This is a genomic window from Streptococcus sp. 2154 (assembly GCF_013277255.1).
In the GTDB taxonomy this organism is placed as follows: Bacteria; Bacillota; Bacilli; order Lactobacillales; family Streptococcaceae; genus Streptococcus; species Streptococcus pseudopneumoniae.
Genome location: NZ_VMMK01000007.1, coordinates 1 through 20,598 on the forward strand (window position 1 = coordinate 1; position 20,598 = coordinate 20,598).

The window sequence follows — 20,598 nt, forward strand, 5'->3', positions numbered from 1 at the left end:
GGATTTGAATCCTATTGAGCAAGCTTGGGCTATCTTGAAAAAGAAAGTAACAGATTTATTAAGGGAAGTCCCAACTATTTTTGAATGTTTGGAACGCTTTTTTAAAACTAAATAACTATATAATAAAAAATAAGGGGACACGAAATGGACACCAAAGCTAAAAAGTTCACACTTGCAACGATTTCAGCTCTATCACTTCTTGGGGTAGGAATTGTTACATCACAATCAGTAGCCACTAATGATAGGCTGGTTTCCACTCAAGCAATCAATGGTCAATCCTACAATATCTTAAACTCTTAGGTCACTAGTACTTCTTCTGGTACTACTCTAGTTGGGATTGAAGGGACTTTCTTAACGCCATATAAACAGGCTATCTTAGACCGTATCAATGCCATTCGAAAAGAAACAACAGACGAAGGTCTAGTTACTAGCTATGTTCCTATCAAATGGTCAACTGCACTAGAAAAAACAACCTTCATTCGTGCAGCAGAAGCTTCGATCACCATTAATCACACACGCTTGTCTAGTAAGGACATTTGGAGCCCCTGGTCTTCAGGAAATTTCTCACTAGCAGAAAACTTGGCTTGGAACTATGACGGATTTATGACAGCTATTAATCAATGGTATGAGGAAAAAGCCGATTATGTTAATACTAAACTAAAATCAAAAAGTATTATATAATAGTAATATGAAATCAACTAAAGAAGAAATCCAAACAATCAAAACACTTTTAAAAGACTCTAGTACAGCTAAATATCATAAACGCCTTCAAATCGTTCTATTTCGTCTGATGGGTAAATCTTATAAAGAGATTATAGAGCTTTTAGACTGTAATCAAACAACGATTTGGCCAACTGTAAAAAAATATGAGGAGTTCGGACTCGACTCTCTCCTTCAAGAAACACGTGGTGGTCGTAACCATGCATATATGACAATTGAGGAAGAGAAAGCCTTTCTTGCCCGTCATTTGAAGGCTGCAGAGGCAGGAGAATTTGTTACAATTGATGCCTTATTTCAGGCTTATAAAAAGGAGTTAGGTTCTTCCTACACACGTGATGACTTTTATCAACTCTTGAAGCGCCATGGTTGGCGAAATATTAGGCCACGTCCAGAACATCCCAAGAAAGCAGACGTTCAAACCATTGTCGCGTCTAAAAATAAAATCTCAATTCAAGAAGACAAGAAAGCGCTTTAAAACCAGTAGGCATTTTCGTAAGGTTCGCTTGATGTACCAAGATGAGGCTGGTTTCGGTAGAATCAGTAAACTGGGATCTTGTTGGGCTCCAATGGGAGTAGGTTCACATGTCCATAGTCACTATATACGAGAATTTTGCTATTGTTATGGAGCTGTTGATGCCCATACAGGCGAATCATTTTTCTTAATCGCTGGTGGATGTCATACTGAGTGGATGAACGCCTTTTTAGAAGAGCTTTCACAAGCTTATCCAGATGATTATCTTTTACTCGTTATGGACAATGCCATATGGCATAAATCAAGTACCTTAAAGATTCCGACTAATATTGGCTTTACCTTTATTCCTCCATACACACCAGAGATGAACCCCATTGAACAAGTGTGGAAAGAGAAAGGTATCACGTGTGTAGGAAGGACCTAACTCCTTTTTATAAGCCTGAAATAAGGCATCAATTGTAACAAATTCTCCTGCCTCTGCAGCCTTCAAATGACGGGCAAGAAAGGCTTTCTCTTCCTCAATTGTCATATATGCATGGTTACGACCACCACGTATTTCTTGAAGGAGAGAGTCGAGTCCGAACTCCTCATATTTTTTTACAGTTGGCCAAATCGTTGTTTGATTACAGTCTAAAAGCTCTATAATCTCTTTATAAGATTTACCCATCAGACGAAATAGAACGATTTGAAGGCGTTTATGATATTTAGCTGTACTAGAGTCTTTTAAAAGTGTTTTGATAGCTTGGATTTCTTCTTTAGTTGATTTCATATTACTATTGTATAATGCTTTTTTATTTTAGTCTAGTCTAACAATTCATACCTTTGTATCTCTTTTGTTGTTTCTTCTTTTTTATCATTATCAACCCCAACAGTCACAAAGTTTACTCCAATAAATATAACCATGTAAAACAATACCAAGGCAAAGCCCAAACCCTTTAATAACTTCATTTTCTTTTCTCTACTTTCTTTTTTTGTGTTAGTCTTTTTAGTTTATCTTAATTATATATACTCTTAAAACCCAAGGGGTAAAAATCCCCCCTTACAATCCTACCATTTCATCAAGCCAGCTAGAGAAATTGTCTTCCTTTGTATCTTCCTCATTCCATTCAAAATCTTCCAAGTATGTTCTATTAGTGATTAGTTTGACACGTTTGTTTTGGTATTGGGGATCTAAATAGAATAGGGGGTCTCTTCACTATACAAGTTAGCGAGGACCCGAACTCTTTTCCTATACTCTACTCGTTTTATTGGACCACTTTTTGAGACAATTCTAGTGTATATGTTTTATACAATTGATGGCAAGTTTGATTCTCTCCTATTTTAATCAAGGAAACACAAGGTAAGACAAGTCCTGACCAGATAGACTCTAGTATTTCCTCACGATTTGAATGTTCTTCTAACTTGGCAACAATCTGAGGAGCCATCTTATAGTAGGATTCAATTTCCTCCTGACCACCATCTTTAAAAGCTAGATAAGAATCCCTGAATTTTCGCAAAGTCATCAATTCATCACAGTCATCTGCCAATCCCTTGTAAGTTACAGCTGCTTCTGTCAAATAACAACCTCTTTGTTCAATCTGATAGTAAGCATCTGGTTCACCAAAAAATCCAGTTTTAGAGCGCACATATCTCTCTGCATCACTCCTACGTTGTAAAACAGCTACTTCTCTTCCCTTACGATATACAATAAATTCCATTTCTTTTACCTCTCTATCTTACAATATTTAATAATTCCTCGTAACTTGAAACCACATCATAGATGTGCTGATCACTAATCAATCCAGCTTGAGCTAACGCTTTAAAATGAGCACGCGCACAGGCAATTTTTGCTTGCTCAGCTTGTTTTAATTGAAGACTAGACATAGAGCCTTTCGTTTCTGCAACAAAATAGATATGTTTGACACTACCTTCACGGAAGGCGATTGCCCAGTCAGGGTTATAGTTCCCAAGCGGAGTCGCAATACTGAACTTCCCTGGTAGCTTCACATAAACACGAACATCCTCGTATTGTTCCAAAGATTCTTTAAAGGTCTTCTCCGTATTGGAATCAACTTTTACAAAATTGTAAATCCCTTTTTTGGATTCAAGTAAGTGATCATCTGATCTGTTAGCAGTTTCAGGATTGTCATAAAACAAGTCCATATCATACTCTTCATTTAACACATTATACTGGATATGCTTGATAATTTGACTCGCTTTTTGTTCATTAATGAGCTTTGAAACCTTAAGAATAAACTCTTCAGGATTTTGTTTAAACTTGTCAAATTGGTAGACATAGATTTTACTTAATATTTCCGCAACCAATTTACGAGTTAAACCAGTCTGTTCAGCAATTTCCCCTAGTAAATCATATTTGGTCATAATCTGCGAATCCGTTAGATATTCTTGCTGACGATCATTCTCAGCTACTGTGAGATGGAGACCTTCTTCCTTACTCATCTCAGTAGCGCTTGCTTGAGTTATATGAAAGCTTGGTTTGCTAACGACTAATTTCTCATTGATATAGTCAACCGAATGTTTTACCAATTCCGCATCATCAAACTCTACTTGGTAACTCGTCTTACGATTGATTTGCTTCCAGAGATTTAAAAATTCTTTTCGGGCAATATTTTCTTGATTGACCTCATTTGAGAATTGAATTACCGCATTATTGGCATTTTCAATTTCATACTGTCCAGCATGATAAACGCTCTCCAATATCTCTACCAGCTTATCCTCATAACCTGCTAGTGTTTCAGACAGTTGTAACTGATGATTTTCTTTTGTAGTAAAATATTCTGCAGTCAATTGCCCTTCACGGTCTATATAGCCTTGTCGAATCAAATCAAAATGAATCGAATCTGCTTGTTCCTTGGTAATTCGTATTGTTTGACCTTCTTGATTCGTTAGAACTTTATTCGTAAAGAGAGTAACATCCACTTTTACAGGACGTTCTGCTAAGAGTTCTTTGATTTCTTCTTGTAGACTTCGAGCAAATTGATCATAACTTTCATTTGCAATTACTGTCAGTTTATTGATTTCATGAACATCATTTCCTAAGAGTTCAAAATCCTGACGAATTCCGTTTTGGTCAACTGCTAAACGCATACCACGACCGATTTCTTGACGTTTTCGAGTCTCTGCTGAAGATTGCTTCAGCGTACAGATTTGAAAGACATTAGGATTATCCCATCCCTCTTTTAGAGCTGAGTGAGAAAAGAGGAAACGAACTGGCTCTTCAAAGCTCAATAAACGCTCCTTGTCCTTCATAATCAAGTCATAGGCATCAATGTCATTTGAAAGATTATTTTTCTTTTCACTGGCAGATTTATAGTCCACAAAAATGGTCTTATCTGACTTCTTCACTTTATCTACCGAAAAGTAACCGGCATGAACTGAATTTCCTTCAAGATTAGCCTCCAAATATCGACGATAAGGAGTTGGTTCCTGTGTTTGGATAAACTGGTTTACTTGATTTCGATATTCTTCTTCAAAAATCTGAGCATATTCACCATTATAGGCATCATTATGTTCATCATATTGTTTATACTTGGCCACTTCATCGATGAAAAATAGGGATAATACTTTAATTCTTCGATTGTACAGTTTACTTTCTTTTTCGAGATGACTTTTTATAGTTTCTCGGATTTGAATTCTTCTGATGCTCGACTCATCCACTTCCCCTATCACTTCACCAACATGAAGTTCTTGCGTCACGCCAACTTGAAGTTTGTTCTCCCTTGCATCAAAGTGACTAAGGGTCATTCCTTTATAAGCAGATAAATTCCCTGATTCAGCGTATAAATCAAAGGGTTCTTCCACTACCTTCAATTTCCTTTTGACACCTGACTGCGTTTTTACTTCAAACTCAATTTTTGCTTTGGGTGCTCCTGTTTTTTGTGGAATGATTTCTTGTAGATAAAGATAGCCTTGTGTCCCGGTCGTCCCAGTTTGCTCAATAGCCTTAACCGCAATCTTTTTCACTAATTTTTGATTGTAAGCATCCATGGCATCCAATCTATAAACCATATCATGCTTTTCCTTGTGTGTAGCCGAATAGCGTAGCGTAAACAATGGCTTAAAATCTTTTAGTCTTTCCTTGGTCTGTTTCCCTTCAACAGACTGAGGCTCATCAATAATCATAATCGGATTCATAGCTGCCAATACATCAATCGGACGACGCCAACGGAAACTTTCCTGCTCAGAATGAATCCGTCGCGCATCTTTCCCTTTCGCATTAAAAGCTTGAGAGTTGATGACCATAATTTGAAGGTCTGACGAATTGGCAAAACTATCCAAATCACCTAAACGTGAAGAATCGTAGACAAAATAGCGTGGTTGTTTGCCATACTCCATCTGAAAGTGGCTTGACATGATCTGTAGAGATTTGAGAACTCCTTCACGAATGGCTACACTTGGAACGACAATGACAAATTTAAGCCAGCCATAGCGTTTATTCAACTCCATAATTGTACGGATATAAGTGTAGGTCTTCCCTGTTCCCGTCTCCATCTCTATGGAAAAATTATAAGCTTCTCGTCCAGCAATCATATCAATCGATAGTTTATCAGAAGGACGCAAACCATAGCGAGTTTGCATAGTATGAACATTTTCTCGTATACTTGCTTGACTCAATTGAATCGGTGCATTTCGATAAGCATCTAAAACCAAATCTACCTCATCTGACTTGAGACGACCTGGATCCGCCATATACTGAACTCCAGTATGTTTGGCTTGCCCTTGAAATAAATCTGCAATGGCACTAACCGCATCCAACTGGAATTGTTGTTTTTTAAATTGTAGTTTCATAATTTATTTTCTTCTTTATAATTTATTACTTTCAGGATAAAACCAAATACCAGATAAGAACTAATGGAATCAATATATATTGAAACCAAATAATGATTTTATTCCAACTAAAATCATGTCTCTTGATAAATTGCTCAATATAAAGAAAGGCATCTTTTAGGCAACACTTTTTCTTACCATCTTCAATTGTCTCTTCTGTTACTTTAGATTCCATGTCAGATTGCGAATTGCCTTGACCATATTTTCTCTTCTGATACTTTTTAGCATACTTGTGATCAAAATCTGAATGATTTTCATTTCCGCGTAGGCTAATTTGATACCTTGACATTATCTGTTGGTATTTATTAATTTTTTCATCATCACTAAGTGATTTTTGGAAAATAATTGATTTTAAATCAAGTAAAAAGTCTTCTAATTCTAACTGATGATAGTGTAATTTCAGAGCTCTCTCATTATAATTCAACTTAGCAACAAAATTCTGGACAAGCAAAGAATATATGGAAAACAAAGCCGACAAAGCTAATCTATCTTTATTTTCGGGATTTATTAGCGAATACACTAGTAAACCCGTTGACATTATACTCATTGCTAAAAAGATCAATTCCCATTTTTCAGCATACTCGTACAATCTTTTACTTGTATTAATTCTAGCTGCCCTTACAGTATCTATCGAATTGCATTTTAAATTAATCTCATAGTCTATATCTCTATCTTTAAAATCTAGAATTTCGCTCACATTACACCACCTTCACTTTTGTATGTGGTGATAATTCTTTGAAGATTTCACTTACGTTAATTTTATCTGCTGAATTGGCAAATGAGCTATCACGGAAAACGGCACGAAGTGGTTGTGCTTGAGCGATGTGACGGATTACTTCTTCTGATATTTCATCTTCGAAACAAGCCATGAGCGAACCTTGATCTACGTCATAAACTTCTGCTCCTGCTACCTTATCCAAATCAATGGCTAGTGACAGTTCCATTCCCCATGTCAGAATAACTTGGAAAAGTAAGTCAAGGCCAGTACGTCCTTCCTTGATATTGGATACACTATCAAATAGTTCTCCTTGAATAAATTGATCCGGTCTAGCTGAAACATCCTTAAAATTAGAAGAATCTAGTTTGTAAGCCTTAAATCCAAAGTCCTGCTTGTCAACCAACTCTGGATGCTCCTCTTGAATCTTGGCGGCAGCACGACGAATCCGCTCACGTGAAATTTGGTCAATGGTTTCATAACCTGCTTCTTTAGCAGCAGACTTATCTGCTACTTCCTCATCCAACGTACACAGAATAAACTTACGATTTCCACCATCTTCAGCATTCAGTTGCATGACTGCATCCGCCGTAGTACCCGAACCACCGAAAAAATCTAATACAATAGAATCTTTCTTACTTCCAATCTTCAAAATTTTTCTTAATAGCTTAGTTCCCTTAGGGTCATTAAACATACCCTTCTTAATTAATAATGCTAATTCTTCATTGTTACCATGTGAATGTCCCACTTCTTCATAATTCCAAAGGGTTCCAACTGTTACACCATCTCTAACCTCTGATAAAAATGTTTTTTTATCTACTCCTCCATTCTTATTAAAATAAAGTCTATTATCATTGTATAAATCTTCTAATTTGTTTTTGGAATATCGAGGATATGTTCCTTGTGGAGAAGTCCATTCAACTCCGTTAGGAAATCTAATAGTATAAATACTTGATAAGCTACCACTCCTAGCATGAATCGGGGTGGATTTCCACGGACCTCTTGGGTCATCATCCCTGTTTTTATAACTTTTATTTTGTTTTTCAGTACGTGGTAATAAATTTAATTGTCCAAAATTTCTATTTTTTGAGTAAATTAATATACTCTCGTGTTGGTACGAAATATCAGTATCATTTGAAACTGTGTATTTATTATTCCAAATTACACCTGCTACAAAATTCTCCTCCCCAAATATCTCATCACAGATAGCTTTGAGGTTAGCTTGTTCATTATCATCGATAGAAATAAAGATAACACCTGAATCCTTGAGGAGATTACGTGCTAGGCGGAGACGTGGATACATCATATTGAGCCAGTCTGAGTGATAACGGGCCGAAGTCTTTTCATTTTTTGTAAGCCCAACTACCTGGCGTCCTTCTTCATCCAAAAGTTCCATCTCTTCCTTCAACTCTTCGTCTGTTTTTTGGAACTTATCAGAATATACAAAGTCTTTTCCTGTATTATAGGGTGGATCGATATAAATCATATCGATTTTTCCTAGATAGGATTCTTGTAAGATTTTTAAGACTTCTAAATTATCTCCAGTAATAAAGACATTTTCACTGTTTTCAAAGTCAACACTTTCATCAAGATCTGGTCTTAGGGTTTTAGTAGTTGGTCGCCCAGCTTCTGCAATAGCTTCACGCTTTCCAACCCAAGTAAACTCATAGGATTCTCGACCATCCACAATTTCCTCTGATAAAAACTGTTTAAGCTTCTCAAAGTCAATCGCAGGACGTAATCTGCCGTATTCATCCCTCTTTTCCGTCAGAACTTCAGGAAAAAGTTGACCAATTTTTGAAATATTATCTGTAAAAACATCTTTTGAAGTGAGAGTTAATTTCTCAAGTCCAGAGTTTTCACCTGTGTGCTGTGCTGTGCTGTGCTCATGGTAGTATCCTTTCTTAGCTTTGTCAAGCTTTTGTAATTTTAATTTTCTAACAAATTAAGTTGGCTTATCCTATCTTTGTAATGCTTCATTTTTAATACATTACAGCTTCATTTTATCAAAAATAAGGATTGAAATCAAAAGAGTTCTCTAATCTCAATTTCTGATTTTTCTTTATATTTATACTCTTCAAAAATCTCTTCAAACCACATCAACGTCGCCTTACCGTATATATGTGACTGACTNNNNAAAACAGTGTTTTGAGCAGCTTGCGGCTAGCTTCCTAGTTTGCTATTTGATTTTCATTGAGTATTATTATTTTTTATTCTTTACAGATTCAAAATAGACCTTTATTATTTTTCTAAAAAAGGAAAGCTCTGCGGCCTTCCTTCGTCTTACTTGCGTTTCTTCTTCGCTTTTTTCATTTTATTCGCCATGCGTTTCATAGACTGTTTCATGGCAAATTCACCGATTTTACCTTTGAGTCCGCCACCAAACATCTGGCTCATATCGGGCATTCCTGCTCCTCCGAGAGCTGATAAGTCAGGCATACCACCTTGTCCCATCATTCCTTCAAGGGCAGACATATCCATTCCTCCCATATTTGGCATATTTTTGGGAAGATTGTTTGGATTGATTCCCATTTGCTTCATCATTTTATTCATATCTCCAGACATGACACCCTGCATGAGCTGTTTAGCCTGGTTAAAGTCCTTGATAAATTTATTGACTTCGACAAATGTATTTCCAGAACCTGCAGCGATACGACGACGACGGCTTGGATTTAACAAATCTGGATTTTCACGCTCTTCAGGTGTCATTGAAGACACAATAGCACGTTTGCGAGCAATCTGACGCTCATCTACCTTCATGTTTTGAAGGGCTGGATTGTTAGCCATACCTGGAATCATCTTGAGCAAGTCTTCCATTGGGCCCATGTTTTGCACCTGATCCAACTGAGCAATGAAATCATTGAAATCAAAGGTGTTTTCACGCATCTTCTCAGCCATTTCAAGAGCTTTTTGCTCATCGTATTCCTGAGAAGCTTTCTCAATCAGAGTGAGCATATCCCCCATACCAAGGATACGGCTAGACATGCGGTCTGGGTGGAAGGTTTCGATATCTGTAATTTTTTCACCTGTACCAGTGAACTTGATTGGTTTTCCAGTGATGTGACGAACAGATAGAGCCGCACCACCACGAGTATCGCCATCAATCTTGGTAAGGATAACCCCAGTTACTTCCAACTGAGCATTAAACTCATGCGCAACATTGGCTGCTTCCTGACCAATCATAGCATCAACGACAAGCAAGATTTCATTTGGTTGAGCCAATACTTTCACATCACGAAGCTCATTCATGAGGAGCTCATCAATCTGCAAACGACCCGCAGTATCAATCAAGACATAGTCGTTATGATTAGTTTGGGCTTGCTCCAAACCTTGACGTACAATATCAACAGCTGGAACCTCTGTCCCAAGAGCGAAGACAGGCACATCAATCTGTTGCCCCAAGGTTTTAAGCTGATCAATAGCCGCAGGACGGTAAATATCCGCCGCAATCATCAAAGGACGAGCATTTTCTTCTTTCTTGAGTTTGTTGGCCAATTTACCAGCAAAGGTTGTTTTACCAGCCCCCTGCAAACCAACCATCATGATGATTGTAGGAATCTTAGGTGACTTGATAATCTCCGCTGTATCAGAACCTAAAACAGCTGTCAGTTCCTCATCAACTATTTTAATAATCTGTTGCGCTGGATTAAGGGTATCAATGACCTCATGCCCGACTGCACGCTCACGAACTTTCTTGATAAAGTCCTTTACAACAGGCAAGGCAACGTCGGCCTCAAGCAAGGCCAAGCGAATCTCTTTAGTTGCCTCTTGGACATCAGATTCAGAGATTTTTCCTTTTTTACGTAGATTTTTAAAGACGTTCTGCAAACGTTCTGTTAAACTTTCAAATGCCATGTTTCTTCCTCTTATTCTCTATTATCAATGCTTGTTAAAATTTCTATCTGCTCCTGCAGAAAGTTATCCTTGGGATAACGCTCCAAGATCTGGTCAAAAATCTGACTACGGACAATGTAGTCCGAGTACATGTGCAATTTCATCTCATAATCTTCCAGAATCTTTTCTGTCCGCTTGATATTGTCGTAAACAGCCTGACGACTGACACCAAACTCTTCGGCAATCTCAGCGAGGCTGTAATCATCAGCGTAGTAGAGCTCGATATAATTCATTTGCTTGTCTGTCAAAAGCGCCGCATAAAATTCAAAGAGCGCATTCATACGATTGGTTTTTTCGATTTCCATAACTTTTATTATACCAAAAATTAGCCTAATCTACCACACTAGGAAGCCGATCCAAGAAGATAGATAGCTAAATTTGAAAAAGACATGAGCCTAGCCCCAAGTAATTTCCAATTGATAGCTGGCAAAAGGATGTCCCTCTTGATTTTGTAGTTGATAATCTAGTTCAATCTTTTGCCTATCAACTTGATAATGGCTCGTTTGGATGATAAACTCCTGCATGCCCATAGGTGTAGGAATATAGGCTAAACTATCGCTATTCTTTAGAAAGCGCATAATGGTCTTGGGATTGGAAAATCGGCTCATCACCAGTTCTTGACCATGAAATTTAATCACTACTTTTTCCTTTTCTTCATTATAGAAAAGCAGGTAGCTATAATCTCCTTTTTTATGCACTTCCACGTCATAAAGCTGGTCAATCACTTCCAACTGCTCATCAAACTGAATCGTATTTCGCATCCGAATCTTCACATCAGGTCCTCTTTCTTGTCTCTTGTCCTACTATTTTACCAAAAACTCTAGCTTTTTGCTATAATGGTCATATGAACGAAAAAGTATTCCGTGACCCAGTTCACAACTACATCCATGTCAATAATCAAATCATCTATGACTTGATCAATACAAAAGAATTTCAACGTTTGCGCCGTATTAAGCAACTGGGAACTTCCAGTTATACCTTCCACGGTGGAGAACACAGTCGCTTCTCCCATTGTCTTGGAGTCTATGAGATTGCTCGTCGCATCACGGAGATTTTTGAAGAAAAATATCCTGAAGAATGGAATCCTGCCGAGTCTCTCTTGACCATGACCGCGGCCCTCCTACATGACCTTGGGCATGGTGCCTACTCCCATACTTTTGAACATCTCTTTGATACAGATCATGAGGCCATTACTCAGGAGATTATCCAAAGTCCTGAAACGGAGATTCACCAAGTCCTGCTACAAGTGGCGCCTGATTTCCCAGAAAAGGTTGCCAGTGTCATCGACCATACCTATTCTAACAAGCAGGTCGTACAACTCATTTCTAGCCAGATTGATGCAGACCGCATGGACTATCTCTTGCGTGACTCCTATTTTACAGGAGCATCCTATGGGGAATTTGACCTGACTCGCATCCTCCGAGTCATTCGTCCTGTCGAAAATGGTATCGCCTTTCAGCGCAATGGCATGCACGCCATTGAAGACTACGTCCTCAGTCGCTACCAGATGTACATGCAGGTTTATTTCCACCCCGCAACACGCGCCATGGAAGTTCTCCTACAGAATCTTCTCAAACGCGCCAAGGAACTCTATCCTGAGGACAAGGATTTCTTTGCCCGAACTTCTCCACACCTCCTGCCTTTCTTCGAAAAAAATGTGACCTTGACTGACTATCTGGCTCTGGATGATGGCGTGATGAATACCTACTTCCAGCTTTGGATGACCAGTCCTGACAAGATTCTTGCAGATTTATCGCAACGCTTTGTCAACCGCAAGGTCTTTAAATCCATTACCTTTTCACAAGAGAACCAAGACCAACTCGCTAGCATGAGAAAATTGGTTGAGGATATCGGCTTTGATCCCGACTACTACACTGCCATTCATAAGAACTTTGACCTCCCTTATGATATCTATCGTCCCGAATCTGAAAACCCACGGACACAGATTGAGATTTTACAAAAAAATGGTCAACTGGCCGAACTCTCTAGCCTGTCTCCTATCGTCCAATCCCTTGCTGGCAGTCGCCACGGAGATAATCGCTTTTATTTTCCAAAAGAAATGTTGGACCAAAACAGCATCTTTGCAAGCATTACCCAGCAATTTTTACACTTGATTGAGAACGATCATTTTACCCCAAATAAAAACTAGAAGAGGAATTTTATGAGTATTAAACTAATCGCTGTCGATATTGACGGAACCCTAGTCAACAGTCAAAAGGAGATTACTCCTGAAGTCTTTTCTGCCATCCAAGATGCCAAAGAAGCTGGTGTCAAAGTCGTCATTGCAACTGGCCGCCCTATCGCAGGTGTTGCCAAACTTCTGGACGACTTGCAGTTGAGAGACGAGGGTGACTATGTTGTGACCTTCAATGGTGCCCTTGTCCAAGAAACTGCTACAGGGCATGAGATTATCAGCGAATCCTTGACTTATGAGGATTATCTGGATATGGAATTTCTCAGTCGTAAGCTCGGTGTCCACATGCATGCTATTACTAAGGACGGTATCTATACTGCCAATCGCAATATCGGAACATACACTGTGCACGAATCAACCCTCGTCAACATGCCTATCTTCTACCGCACACCTGAAGAAATGGCTGACAAGGAAATCGTCAAGTGTATGTTCATCGATGAGCCTGAGGTTCTCGATGCTGCAATTGAAAAGATACCAGCAGAATTTTACGAACGCTACTCTATCAACAAGTCTGCTCCTTTCTACCTCGAACTCCTTAAAAAGAATGTAGACAAGGGGTCAGCCATCACTCACCTAGCTGAAAAACTCGGATTGACCAAAAATCAAACCATGGCTATCGGTGACGAAGAAAATGACCGTGCCATGCTGGAAGTCGTTGGGAACCCCGTTGTCATGGAAAATGGAAATCCAGAAATCAAAAAAATCGCCAAATACATCACTAAAACAAATGACGAATCCGGTGTTGCCCATGCCATCCGAACATGGGTACTGTAAGAGGGTATGAATAGACGAAAACCGCTCAGTTGAGCGGTTTTTATAGTAAAATGAAATAGGAATAGGACAAATCAATTTCTAGTAATGTTTTAGAAGTCCAGATACACTATTCTAGTTTCAATCTACTATAGTATCTAATTACATACCCCTGCTGGAATCGATAAATAGAAAAAACCTTATTTTAAGGCTCTTCCTATACTATTTATCAATAACCCTCTTTTAGAGTATGTCCGTAAGTTTGAATAATTTGTTGTATATCTTTATGCCTTAGTAATCTTGAAACAGCCCATATATCAACACCTTTTGATAATAGACTTCCTGCGAAACAAAATATGGTAGAATAGTTCTATGAATTATGAAGCAAGTAAACAACTAACTGATGCACGATTTAAGCTCCTGGTTGGTGTTCAGCGCACGACTTTTGAAGAGATGTTAGCCGTATTAAAAATTAAACACGCAAAAGATGGATAAAAACCTAAATTAAGCCTAGAAGACCTTCTTATGGCCACTCTTCAATATGTGCGAGAATACCGCACTTATGAACAAATTGCGGCTGATTTTGGTATCCACGAAAGCAACTTAACCCATCGGAGTCAATGGGTTGAAGTAACTCTTGTTCAAAGTGGTTTTACGATTTCAAGACCTCCTCTCAGTTCTGAGGACACGGTAATGATTGATGCGACGGAAGTAAAAATCAATCGTTCTAAAAAAACAATTAGAGAATGATTCTGGTAAAAAGAAATGCCACGCTATGAAGGCTTAAGCGATTGTCACAAGTCAAGGGAGAATTGTTTCTTTGGAGCTCGCTGTGAACTATTGTCATGATATGAAGTTGTTCAAAATGAGTCGCAGAAATATCGGACAAGCTGGTAAAATCTTGGCTGACAGTGCTTATCAAGGGCTCATGAAGCTATATCCTCAAGCGCAAACTCCGAGGAAATCCAGCAAACTCAAGCTGCTAACAGCTGAAGATAAAGCCTGTAACCATGCGCTATCTAAGGAGAGAATCAAGGTTGAGAATATTTTTGACAGAGTATAGTAGATTGAAACTAGAATAGTACACATCTACTTCTAAAACATTGTTAGAAATCGATTTGACTGTCCTGATCGATTTGTCCTGTTCTTATTTCATTTCACTATGAAAACGTTTAAAATTTTTTCAACAACCTATCGAAATCATCGTAAACGCTTCGGCTTACGAATGAATTTGATTGTTGGTATTATCAATCATGAACTAGGATTCTAGTTTTGCAGGAAGTCTAATAAATATAAACCGTAAATATGCCTGCCTGCTTTTGCTATCATGGTTTGGCTACCTATCCCAAGTTCGGATAAAAATACTTTCAAGTATTTATTCAATCCATAATTTGTAGAAAGTTTATACCTTCTATCACAAGAGACCAAATCATATTTCTTTAATTCTTCACGATTATAAAGAACCTTATCTTGTTCCTCTTTCAATGCATCCAATACAGATATTAAATCTTCATCAATAATAATTTCTCTTATGGAAGTATTCGTTTTTTGAGGAATAAAATTTGTCGATTTCTAGCAAATCTTCCATACGTTTTTAGAGTTTCTCTTTCATTTTCTATTTTATAATTCACCTTCTAATTCTCTTATAATCGAGTGTAAAGATTCTTTCGTTTTGGGAACAGATTCCTTCAATATACCCTCTATAATTTTAAAATTTAAGTTAGAATAATTATGATAAATAAAATTTCTAAAACCTTTTATCTGAGTCCAGTTTATCCTATCTGAATACTTCTGTTTTACTTCCTCTGATAATTTGCCTAACGATAACTGTTCTCCTACCTGTCCTAAATTCATAGCGATAGAATCAACTACCATATCATCATCTAAAGGTAAATTATATCTTCTTGCTTTATACAAAACAGCATCGGCCTTATCAAGATATAAAACCATATCCTTCAAATATGCTATATCAGTTTCAAGAGATTGACTTCTCATAAATAACCTCTCTATCATTCAAAAAATTTTTCTTGACTAACTTCCCAATGTTTGTTTTTGGAGAAAGTAAATCACTAACCAATAGAATATCTATATTACCATCAAAAATAGTCAAAAGTCTACCATATACATCAAAATATATAGAATCATCCTCTAACTCCAAAGCAATATCAACATCACTTTTCCCATCAGCTTCGCCCCTAGCATAAGAGCCAAATAGATAAATTTTAGATAAATCATATTGTTTAGCAACAGGAACAATTTTTTCCTTTATCTGATCTATTGTATAAACCATAACCGAACCCCTTTAGATTATATCTATCCACACTTTTATTTCACCTTACTCAGAATCAAGTTTAACTTCAAAAGGAATACTTCTTGTCAACACACTTTGCTTCAAAAATAACTTCACAGCAGTTGACATATCCAACCCCAACTCATTAAAAATCGCAGTCGCTTCTTTTTTCAATTCATCATCTACTCTTACAGCAATTTGTGACATAGCATTTCTCCTTTTCTTCTTGTATATCTATTGTATCACTTTTACCAATACATATCAAACTTATTCCCTAATAAATACAGTCTTTAAATTTAAACTTGCAACTTCTTCTCTAATGCTTGTGCCAAAACTTCTGAATAGTTAATCTTTTCTCGATCAGCAAGACGAACTAGCCATTCAGGAACGGTCACGTTCTTTCTAATCGCCTTGTTACTTCTCACAAAAGGCGCAGGATCAACTTGAATCATTGATACAAAACCATCTGAAACTTCAATCTTTAAAATATCACTTGGAGTAGGCAACGCCATCCCTTCATCGATATAAGAAGCTAAAACATTTTCAAGCATTTCTCGAGCATTTTTCATCGCTTCTTCGATATTTTTTCCTTCTGTACCACCACCAAATTCTGGAAATTCTACCCAATATCCTGTTCCTTCTTTATGAAAAATAGCTGGATACGTTTTTAACATTCTACTACCCCCAACATTCTACTACCTCTGATGTAAAAAGACTTAGGAAAGTAAAAATTACAATCCTAAATCTTTGAGAATCTTTCTCTCCAATCCCTTTACCAAATCTTCATTTCCATGAACTGGAATCGTGACAAGATAAGAAAAACCCTCTTTCTTAAAATGATGATGACTTCCTCTTTGACGAACTTCAACCCATCCATTCTCAAGAGCTAGTTTCACCATTTCTTTACCTGTAAGTGGCATATATATTCGTTACCTCCTTACACTTACTATTATACGCATTATGTGTATAATAGTCAAATTAAAACAAACCACTTTTTCTCAATAACTACAAAATAAAATAGACCAGCTTCCTGATCTACTTTATTCTATATTCATTGACTTTTGGTCAAATTTTGGTCACACTTTGGTCAAAGATTCCAAAAATACTAACCTATTTTAAAAAACTAAATTGTGATGATTGCCTACAAATAAACACTTTGAATATTCTTTATGTTTCTTTACGCTTCTTATTATGCCCCCTGCAGGAATCGAACCTGCAACTACTCCTTAGGAGGGAGTTGTTATATCCATTGAACTAAGGGAGCTAGATAAAAACTCTGCTGAAAAAGCAGAGTTTTAGTCGAATTAACGACGGATTTCTTTGATACGAGCTGCCTTACCTTGAAGAGCACGCAAGTAGTACAATTTCGCACGACGTACTTTACCGTAACGAACAACTTCGATTTTTTCAACACGTGGAGTGTGGATGGGGAAGATACGCTCAACACCTACACCGTTAGAGATTTTACGAACTGTGTAGTTTTCTGAGATACCAGCACCTTTACGTGCGATAACAACACCTTCAAAAATCTGGATACGTTCACGGTTACCTTCGACAACTTTCGCGTGTACACGAACAGTGTCACCAGGACGGAATGATGGGATATCTGTACGAAGTTGACCTTCAGTCAAGCTTTGGATTAATGGATTCATTTTATTCTCCTATCTTTGTCAATCTTGAAGAATCTTCCTCAGCGGATAAACTGTATTTTTGTGCGTCCATTACACACAAGATACAGTTTACCAAATTTCCACAAAAAAGTAAAGAAATTTATAGCAGAATTCCTAAAAAAATCGCAATCAAACCACCGAGGTAGGTCAAAGCTAAATAAGAATAAAATCCCTTCCTATCACTTAACAATCTTTGGAGTTCGTCATTCAAGGTCGAAAAAGTTGTCAAACCTCCACAAAATCCTGTTGCTAAAATAGCATAGACTTCCTTAGACTCCACATGATTGTAGAATAATCCAATTAAAAAACAACCTAGAAGATTGACTATGAGCGTTCCGAGGGGCAATTTAGAAGTTTGATTATAGCGGGAAAAGAAATAGCGCACTAAAGCTCCGAAACCACAAGCAATTGCAAGATAGACGATTACCATTTCTTCCTCCCTAGAAAATAAGCTAAGAGTAGGCCTCCACCGATGCTCAAAAGCAAATACAGGACTAAACTAAGATAACGCCCTGTATCAAGCAGCTTCACAGTATCAAGCATTAGGCTGGAAAAAGTTGTTAAACCTCCACAAAAGCCCGTCCCTAGTGCTAAAATCAAGCCCTTACTAGTCCCCTTATAGACCAGATATCCCTTGACAAGATAAATCAAGCAGAAAATTCCCAGATAGTTGACAAAGAGAGTGCCCCAAGGAAAGTCTGGACTGGCTGATAACCAAGTAGAAACAAGGTAGCGCACAAGTCCGCCCAACATAGCAGCTATAAAAATGCCTAGCGGATAAAATTGTTCTTTTTTCATTTGATATTCTGATTCTGATAATCACGCGAACGTTTGAGTATGTCCGAAAAAGTCGCGACAATAGTTTCCTGATAGCGCTTATCTCCTACACGACTTCTAACCTTTTCAAAAATAACCGCTTCTCTCTTGGTATCTAAAATCGGTTTACCTGAAGCTTTCTTATAGGCAACTACACCCTCAACCAAATGCATTCGTTCTTCTAAGAGCTTGACGATTTGGTCGTCGATTTGATCAATTTCTTGACGAATACTATCTAAATCCATACAGTCTCCTCCTTTATTTGAATTATTGTATCAAAAAGCCACCAAATAGGCTAGTAAAATCCTAACTCACGATAAGAAAAATGCACTGATTGATTACATCAGCGCACTTTTATACTTATCCTACTTTAGCAGCCAATTCTTCTGCGAATTGTTCCAAGCGCTCAATGTCTTCTTCCTCAGCAGAGAGATCAACTTTAACACATTCTGAACCTTTTTCTGCTCCTGTCGAAACAAAAACACGATCAAAGTCATCAACAGCCTTACAGAATTCATCGTAGAAGGTATCTCCTGAACCAACCACTCCGTAGATTTTGCCATTCAAGTTGAGATCTGCTAGGTCTTCGTAGAAGTCCATCATCTCATCTGGCAATTCTCCATCACCATAAGTATAGGTCGCAACGATAGCGATGTCTGCTTCCAAGAAGTCTGAAGCATCAACAGTTGTACATTCATCAACATCAACATCCAAGCCCAAGTCACGTAATTTGTCTGCTACAATATCTGCAATTTCTTCGGTATTACCGGTCATACTGGCAAATACAATTTTTGCTAATACCATATCGTCCTCCTCAATTTATCTTTCTCCATTATATCACATCTTTTTCATTTTAAAAATAAAAATTCTTGTGCTACAATGAAATGAGAAAGAATTGAGGTTATTTATGGAAATTTGCCATCAAATTTTAGAAAAAATCAAAGAATACGACACGATTATCATTCATCGTCATATGAAACCAGACCCTGATGCCTTGGGAAGTCAGGTGGGTTTGAAAGCTCTTCTCAAACATCATTTCCCTGAAAAAACCATCAAAGCCGTTGGTTATGATGAACCAACTCTAACTTGGATGGCTGAGATGGATCTTGTTGAAGATAGTGCCTACCAAGGTGCCCTTGTCATCGTCTGTGATACAGCTAATACTGCTCGTATCGATGATAAGCGCTATCGTCAAGGTGATTTTCTCATTAAGATTGACCACCATCCAAATGATGATGTATATGGTGACCTATCTTGGGTGGATACTAGTTCAAGCAGCGCTAGCGAGATGATTACTCTATTTGCCCAAACAACCCAACTGGCCTTGTCAGATCGAGCTGCTGAGTTGCTCTTTGCAGGAATTGTTGGTGATACAGGTCGCTTCCTCTACCCTTCTACCACTGCACGGACTCTTCGTCTGGCTGCCTATCTAAGAGAACAGAACTTTGACTTTGCGGCTCTCACTCGCAAAATGGACACTATGAGTTACAAAATTGCTAAACTTCAAGGCTACATCTACGACCATCTGGAAGTGGATGAAAATGGTGCAGCGCGAGTTATCCTGAGTCAAGAAGTCTTGAAACAATTTAATGTTACCGATGCTGAAACTGCAGCCATTGTCGGTGCACCTGGACGCATTGATAGTGTTAGTCTCTGGGGAATTTTTGTGGAGCAGGCTGTTGGCCACTACCGCGTTCGCTTACGCAGTAAAATTCATCCTATCAATGAAATTGCCAAAGAACATGATGGTGGAGGCCATCCTCTAGCAAGCGGTGCTAATTCCTATAGCCTAGAAGAAAACGAAATCATCTACCAAAAGTTAAAAAACTTGCTTAAAAACTGATAAAATACTTGCCAAACTTTTCAGAATCTGATAGACTAGTATGGTAACAATCTATGGCTCGCAAAGAGACCATGGCAGAAAGGAAATATTGCAAAATGAAAAAAGATATCCATCCAGAATATCGCCCAGTTGTCTTCATGGACACAACTACTGGTTACCAATTCCTTAGCGGTTCAACAAAACGCTCTAACGAAACAGTTGAGTTCGAAGGTGAAACTTACCCATTGATCCGTGTGGAAATTTCATCAGACTCACACCCATTCTACACTGGACGTCAAAAGTTCACTCAAGCAGATGGACGCGTGGATCGTTTCAACAAAAAATACGGTCTCAAATAATGATAAAAAGACAGCTTCGGCTGTTCTTTTTTGTTTCTTGAAATCAACTGCTGTTTTCATGTTCCAAAC

General features: G+C 37.9%; 23 protein-coding genes, 1 tRNA gene and 5 pseudogenes. 8 read left to right on the forward strand and 21 right to left on the reverse strand.

Features of this window, described 5'->3' with window-relative positions; translation table 11 throughout:
* Positions 1–144: 144 nt before the first annotated feature.
* Complete coding sequence (locus tag HT693_RS11785) at positions 145–300, forward strand: hypothetical protein (protein ID WP_000379812.1); 156 nt, start codon at positions 145–147, stop codon at positions 298–300.
* Between the two features lie 388 nt (positions 301–688).
* Positions 689–1,586 (forward strand): annotated as a pseudogene (locus tag HT693_RS00295) (IS630 family transposase); the annotation flags it as partial.
* A gap of 6 nt (positions 1,587–1,592) precedes the next feature.
* Here HT693_RS00295 and HT693_RS00300 read toward each other — a convergent pair.
* The 9 genes and pseudogenes from HT693_RS00300 to HT693_RS00340 form a co-directional block, all read right to left on the reverse strand.
* Positions 1,593–1,961, reverse strand: a pseudogene (locus HT693_RS00300) (helix-turn-helix domain-containing protein); the annotation flags it as partial.
* Positions 1,962–1,993: 32 nt separating this feature from the next.
* A complete protein-coding gene (locus HT693_RS00305; protein ID WP_000770987.1) occupies positions 1,994–2,140 on the reverse strand; it encodes a hypothetical protein in 147 nt (48 codons plus the stop codon).
* Between the two features lie 296 nt (positions 2,141–2,436).
* Positions 2,437–2,889 (reverse strand): CFI-box-CTERM domain-containing protein, encoded by a 453-nt coding sequence (locus tag HT693_RS00310; RefSeq protein WP_023936107.1) that lies wholly within the window; start codon positions 2,887–2,889, stop codon positions 2,437–2,439.
* Positions 2,890–2,902: 13 nt separating this feature from the next.
* Entirely contained in the window at positions 2,903–5,980 is a 3,078-nt protein-coding gene (locus tag HT693_RS00315; protein ID WP_054388221.1) for a DEAD/DEAH box helicase family protein, read from the reverse strand.
* A gap of 31 nt (positions 5,981–6,011) precedes the next feature.
* The gene (locus tag HT693_RS00320; protein ID WP_054388222.1) at positions 6,012–6,716 is read right to left on the reverse strand and encodes an SLATT domain-containing protein; all 705 of its coding nucleotides are present in this window, start codon (positions 6,714–6,716) and stop codon (positions 6,012–6,014) included.
* Between the two features lies 1 nt (position 6,717).
* The gene (locus HT693_RS00325; protein WP_054388223.1) at positions 6,718–8,421 is read right to left on the reverse strand and encodes a site-specific DNA-methyltransferase; all 1,704 of its coding nucleotides are present in this window, start codon (positions 8,419–8,421) and stop codon (positions 6,718–6,720) included.
* Positions 8,422–9,017: 596 nt separating this feature from the next.
* A complete protein-coding gene (gene ffh, locus HT693_RS00330) occupies positions 9,018–10,589 on the reverse strand; it encodes a signal recognition particle protein (protein WP_138705049.1) in 1,572 nt (523 codons plus the stop codon).
* Positions 10,590–10,600: 11 nt separating this feature from the next.
* A complete protein-coding gene (locus HT693_RS00335; RefSeq protein WP_000402071.1) occupies positions 10,601–10,933 on the reverse strand; it encodes a putative DNA-binding protein in 333 nt (110 codons plus the stop codon).
* A gap of 90 nt (positions 10,934–11,023) precedes the next feature.
* A complete protein-coding gene (locus tag HT693_RS00340) occupies positions 11,024–11,401 on the reverse strand; it encodes a DUF1934 domain-containing protein (protein ID WP_119920092.1) in 378 nt (125 codons plus the stop codon).
* Between the two features lie 71 nt (positions 11,402–11,472).
* Here HT693_RS00340 and HT693_RS00345 point away from each other — a divergent pair, with 71 nt between their 5' ends.
* The 4 genes and pseudogenes from HT693_RS00345 to HT693_RS00360 form a co-directional block, all read left to right on the forward strand.
* On the forward strand, positions 11,473–12,777 hold the full coding sequence (locus HT693_RS00345) for an HD domain-containing protein (RefSeq protein ID WP_119920091.1): 1,305 nt from the start codon (positions 11,473–11,475) through the stop codon (positions 12,775–12,777).
* Positions 12,778–12,789: 12 nt separating this feature from the next.
* The gene (yidA, locus tag HT693_RS00350; RefSeq protein WP_000023513.1) at positions 12,790–13,596 is read left to right on the forward strand and encodes a sugar-phosphatase; all 807 of its coding nucleotides are present in this window, start codon (positions 12,790–12,792) and stop codon (positions 13,594–13,596) included.
* A 348-nt stretch (positions 13,597–13,944) separates the two neighbouring features.
* Positions 13,945–14,632: pseudogene (locus HT693_RS00355) on the forward strand (transposase family protein); the annotation flags it as partial.
* A gap of 102 nt (positions 14,633–14,734) precedes the next feature.
* Positions 14,735–14,842: pseudogene (locus tag HT693_RS00360) on the forward strand (IS5/IS1182 family transposase); the annotation flags it as partial.
* A gap of 14 nt (positions 14,843–14,856) precedes the next feature.
* On the opposite strand, the pseudogene HT693_RS12310 reads toward HT693_RS00360, so the two are convergent.
* From HT693_RS12310 to HT693_RS00420, 12 genes and pseudogenes are all read right to left on the reverse strand, one after another.
* A pseudogene (locus tag HT693_RS12310) lies at positions 14,857–15,191 on the reverse strand (site-specific integrase); the annotation flags it as partial.
* Between the two features lies 1 nt (position 15,192).
* The gene (locus HT693_RS00370) at positions 15,193–15,567 is read right to left on the reverse strand and encodes a HepT-like ribonuclease domain-containing protein (protein WP_001257560.1); all 375 of its coding nucleotides are present in this window, start codon (positions 15,565–15,567) and stop codon (positions 15,193–15,195) included.
* A complete protein-coding gene (locus HT693_RS00375; RefSeq protein ID WP_000263130.1) occupies positions 15,548–15,862 on the reverse strand; it encodes a nucleotidyltransferase domain-containing protein in 315 nt (104 codons plus the stop codon). Before HT693_RS00375 ends, HT693_RS00370 begins: the two co-directional genes overlap by 20 nt.
* A 45-nt stretch (positions 15,863–15,907) precedes the next feature.
* Positions 15,908–16,069, reverse strand: a complete 162-nt coding sequence (locus tag HT693_RS00380; protein ID WP_000077979.1) for a type II toxin-antitoxin system RelB/DinJ family antitoxin — start codon at positions 16,067–16,069, stop codon at positions 15,908–15,910.
* Between the two features lie 89 nt (positions 16,070–16,158).
* Entirely contained in the window at positions 16,159–16,536 is a 378-nt protein-coding gene (locus HT693_RS00385; protein WP_000921490.1) for a type II toxin-antitoxin system HicB family antitoxin, read from the reverse strand.
* 57 nt (positions 16,537–16,593) lie between these two features.
* Positions 16,594–16,782 (reverse strand): type II toxin-antitoxin system HicA family toxin, encoded by a 189-nt coding sequence (locus HT693_RS00390; RefSeq protein WP_138705048.1) that lies wholly within the window; start codon positions 16,780–16,782, stop codon positions 16,594–16,596.
* Positions 16,783–17,054: 272 nt separating this feature from the next.
* Positions 17,055–17,126 (reverse strand) — tRNA-Arg (locus HT693_RS00395).
* A 40-nt stretch (positions 17,127–17,166) separates the two neighbouring features.
* Entirely contained in the window at positions 17,167–17,514 is a 348-nt protein-coding gene (gene rplS / locus HT693_RS00400) for a 50S ribosomal protein L19 (RefSeq protein WP_001068669.1), read from the reverse strand.
* 118 nt (positions 17,515–17,632) lie between these two features.
* Positions 17,633–17,962: a fluoride efflux transporter CrcB gene (gene crcB / locus HT693_RS00405; RefSeq protein ID WP_000237406.1), complete on the reverse strand. Its 330-nt coding sequence runs from the start codon at positions 17,960–17,962 to the stop codon at positions 17,633–17,635.
* Positions 17,956–18,330: a fluoride efflux transporter CrcB gene (gene crcB / locus HT693_RS00410; RefSeq protein ID WP_000712082.1), complete on the reverse strand. Its 375-nt coding sequence runs from the start codon at positions 18,328–18,330 to the stop codon at positions 17,956–17,958. The genes crcB (HT693_RS00405) and crcB (HT693_RS00410) overlap by 7 nt, the downstream gene beginning before the upstream one ends.
* Entirely contained in the window at positions 18,327–18,593 is a 267-nt protein-coding gene (locus HT693_RS00415) for a chorismate mutase (protein ID WP_000362492.1), read from the reverse strand. The genes crcB (HT693_RS00410) and HT693_RS00415 overlap by 4 nt, the downstream gene beginning before the upstream one ends.
* Positions 18,594–18,708: 115 nt before the next feature.
* On the reverse strand, positions 18,709–19,152 hold the full coding sequence (locus HT693_RS00420) for a flavodoxin (protein ID WP_000241950.1): 444 nt from the start codon (positions 19,150–19,152) through the stop codon (positions 18,709–18,711).
* 103 nt (positions 19,153–19,255) lie between these two features.
* On the opposite strand from HT693_RS00420, the gene HT693_RS00425 reads away from it, so the two are divergent.
* Together HT693_RS00425 and HT693_RS00430 are read left to right on the forward strand one after the other, a co-directional pair.
* Positions 19,256–20,191 (forward strand): bifunctional oligoribonuclease/PAP phosphatase NrnA, encoded by a 936-nt coding sequence (locus HT693_RS00425; RefSeq protein ID WP_054388226.1) that lies wholly within the window; start codon positions 19,256–19,258, stop codon positions 20,189–20,191.
* Positions 20,192–20,286: 95 nt separating this feature from the next.
* Positions 20,287–20,529, forward strand: coding sequence for a type B 50S ribosomal protein L31 (locus HT693_RS00430; RefSeq protein WP_000710764.1), 243 nt, complete (start codon positions 20,287–20,289; stop codon positions 20,527–20,529).
* Positions 20,530–20,598 lie beyond the last annotated feature (69 nt).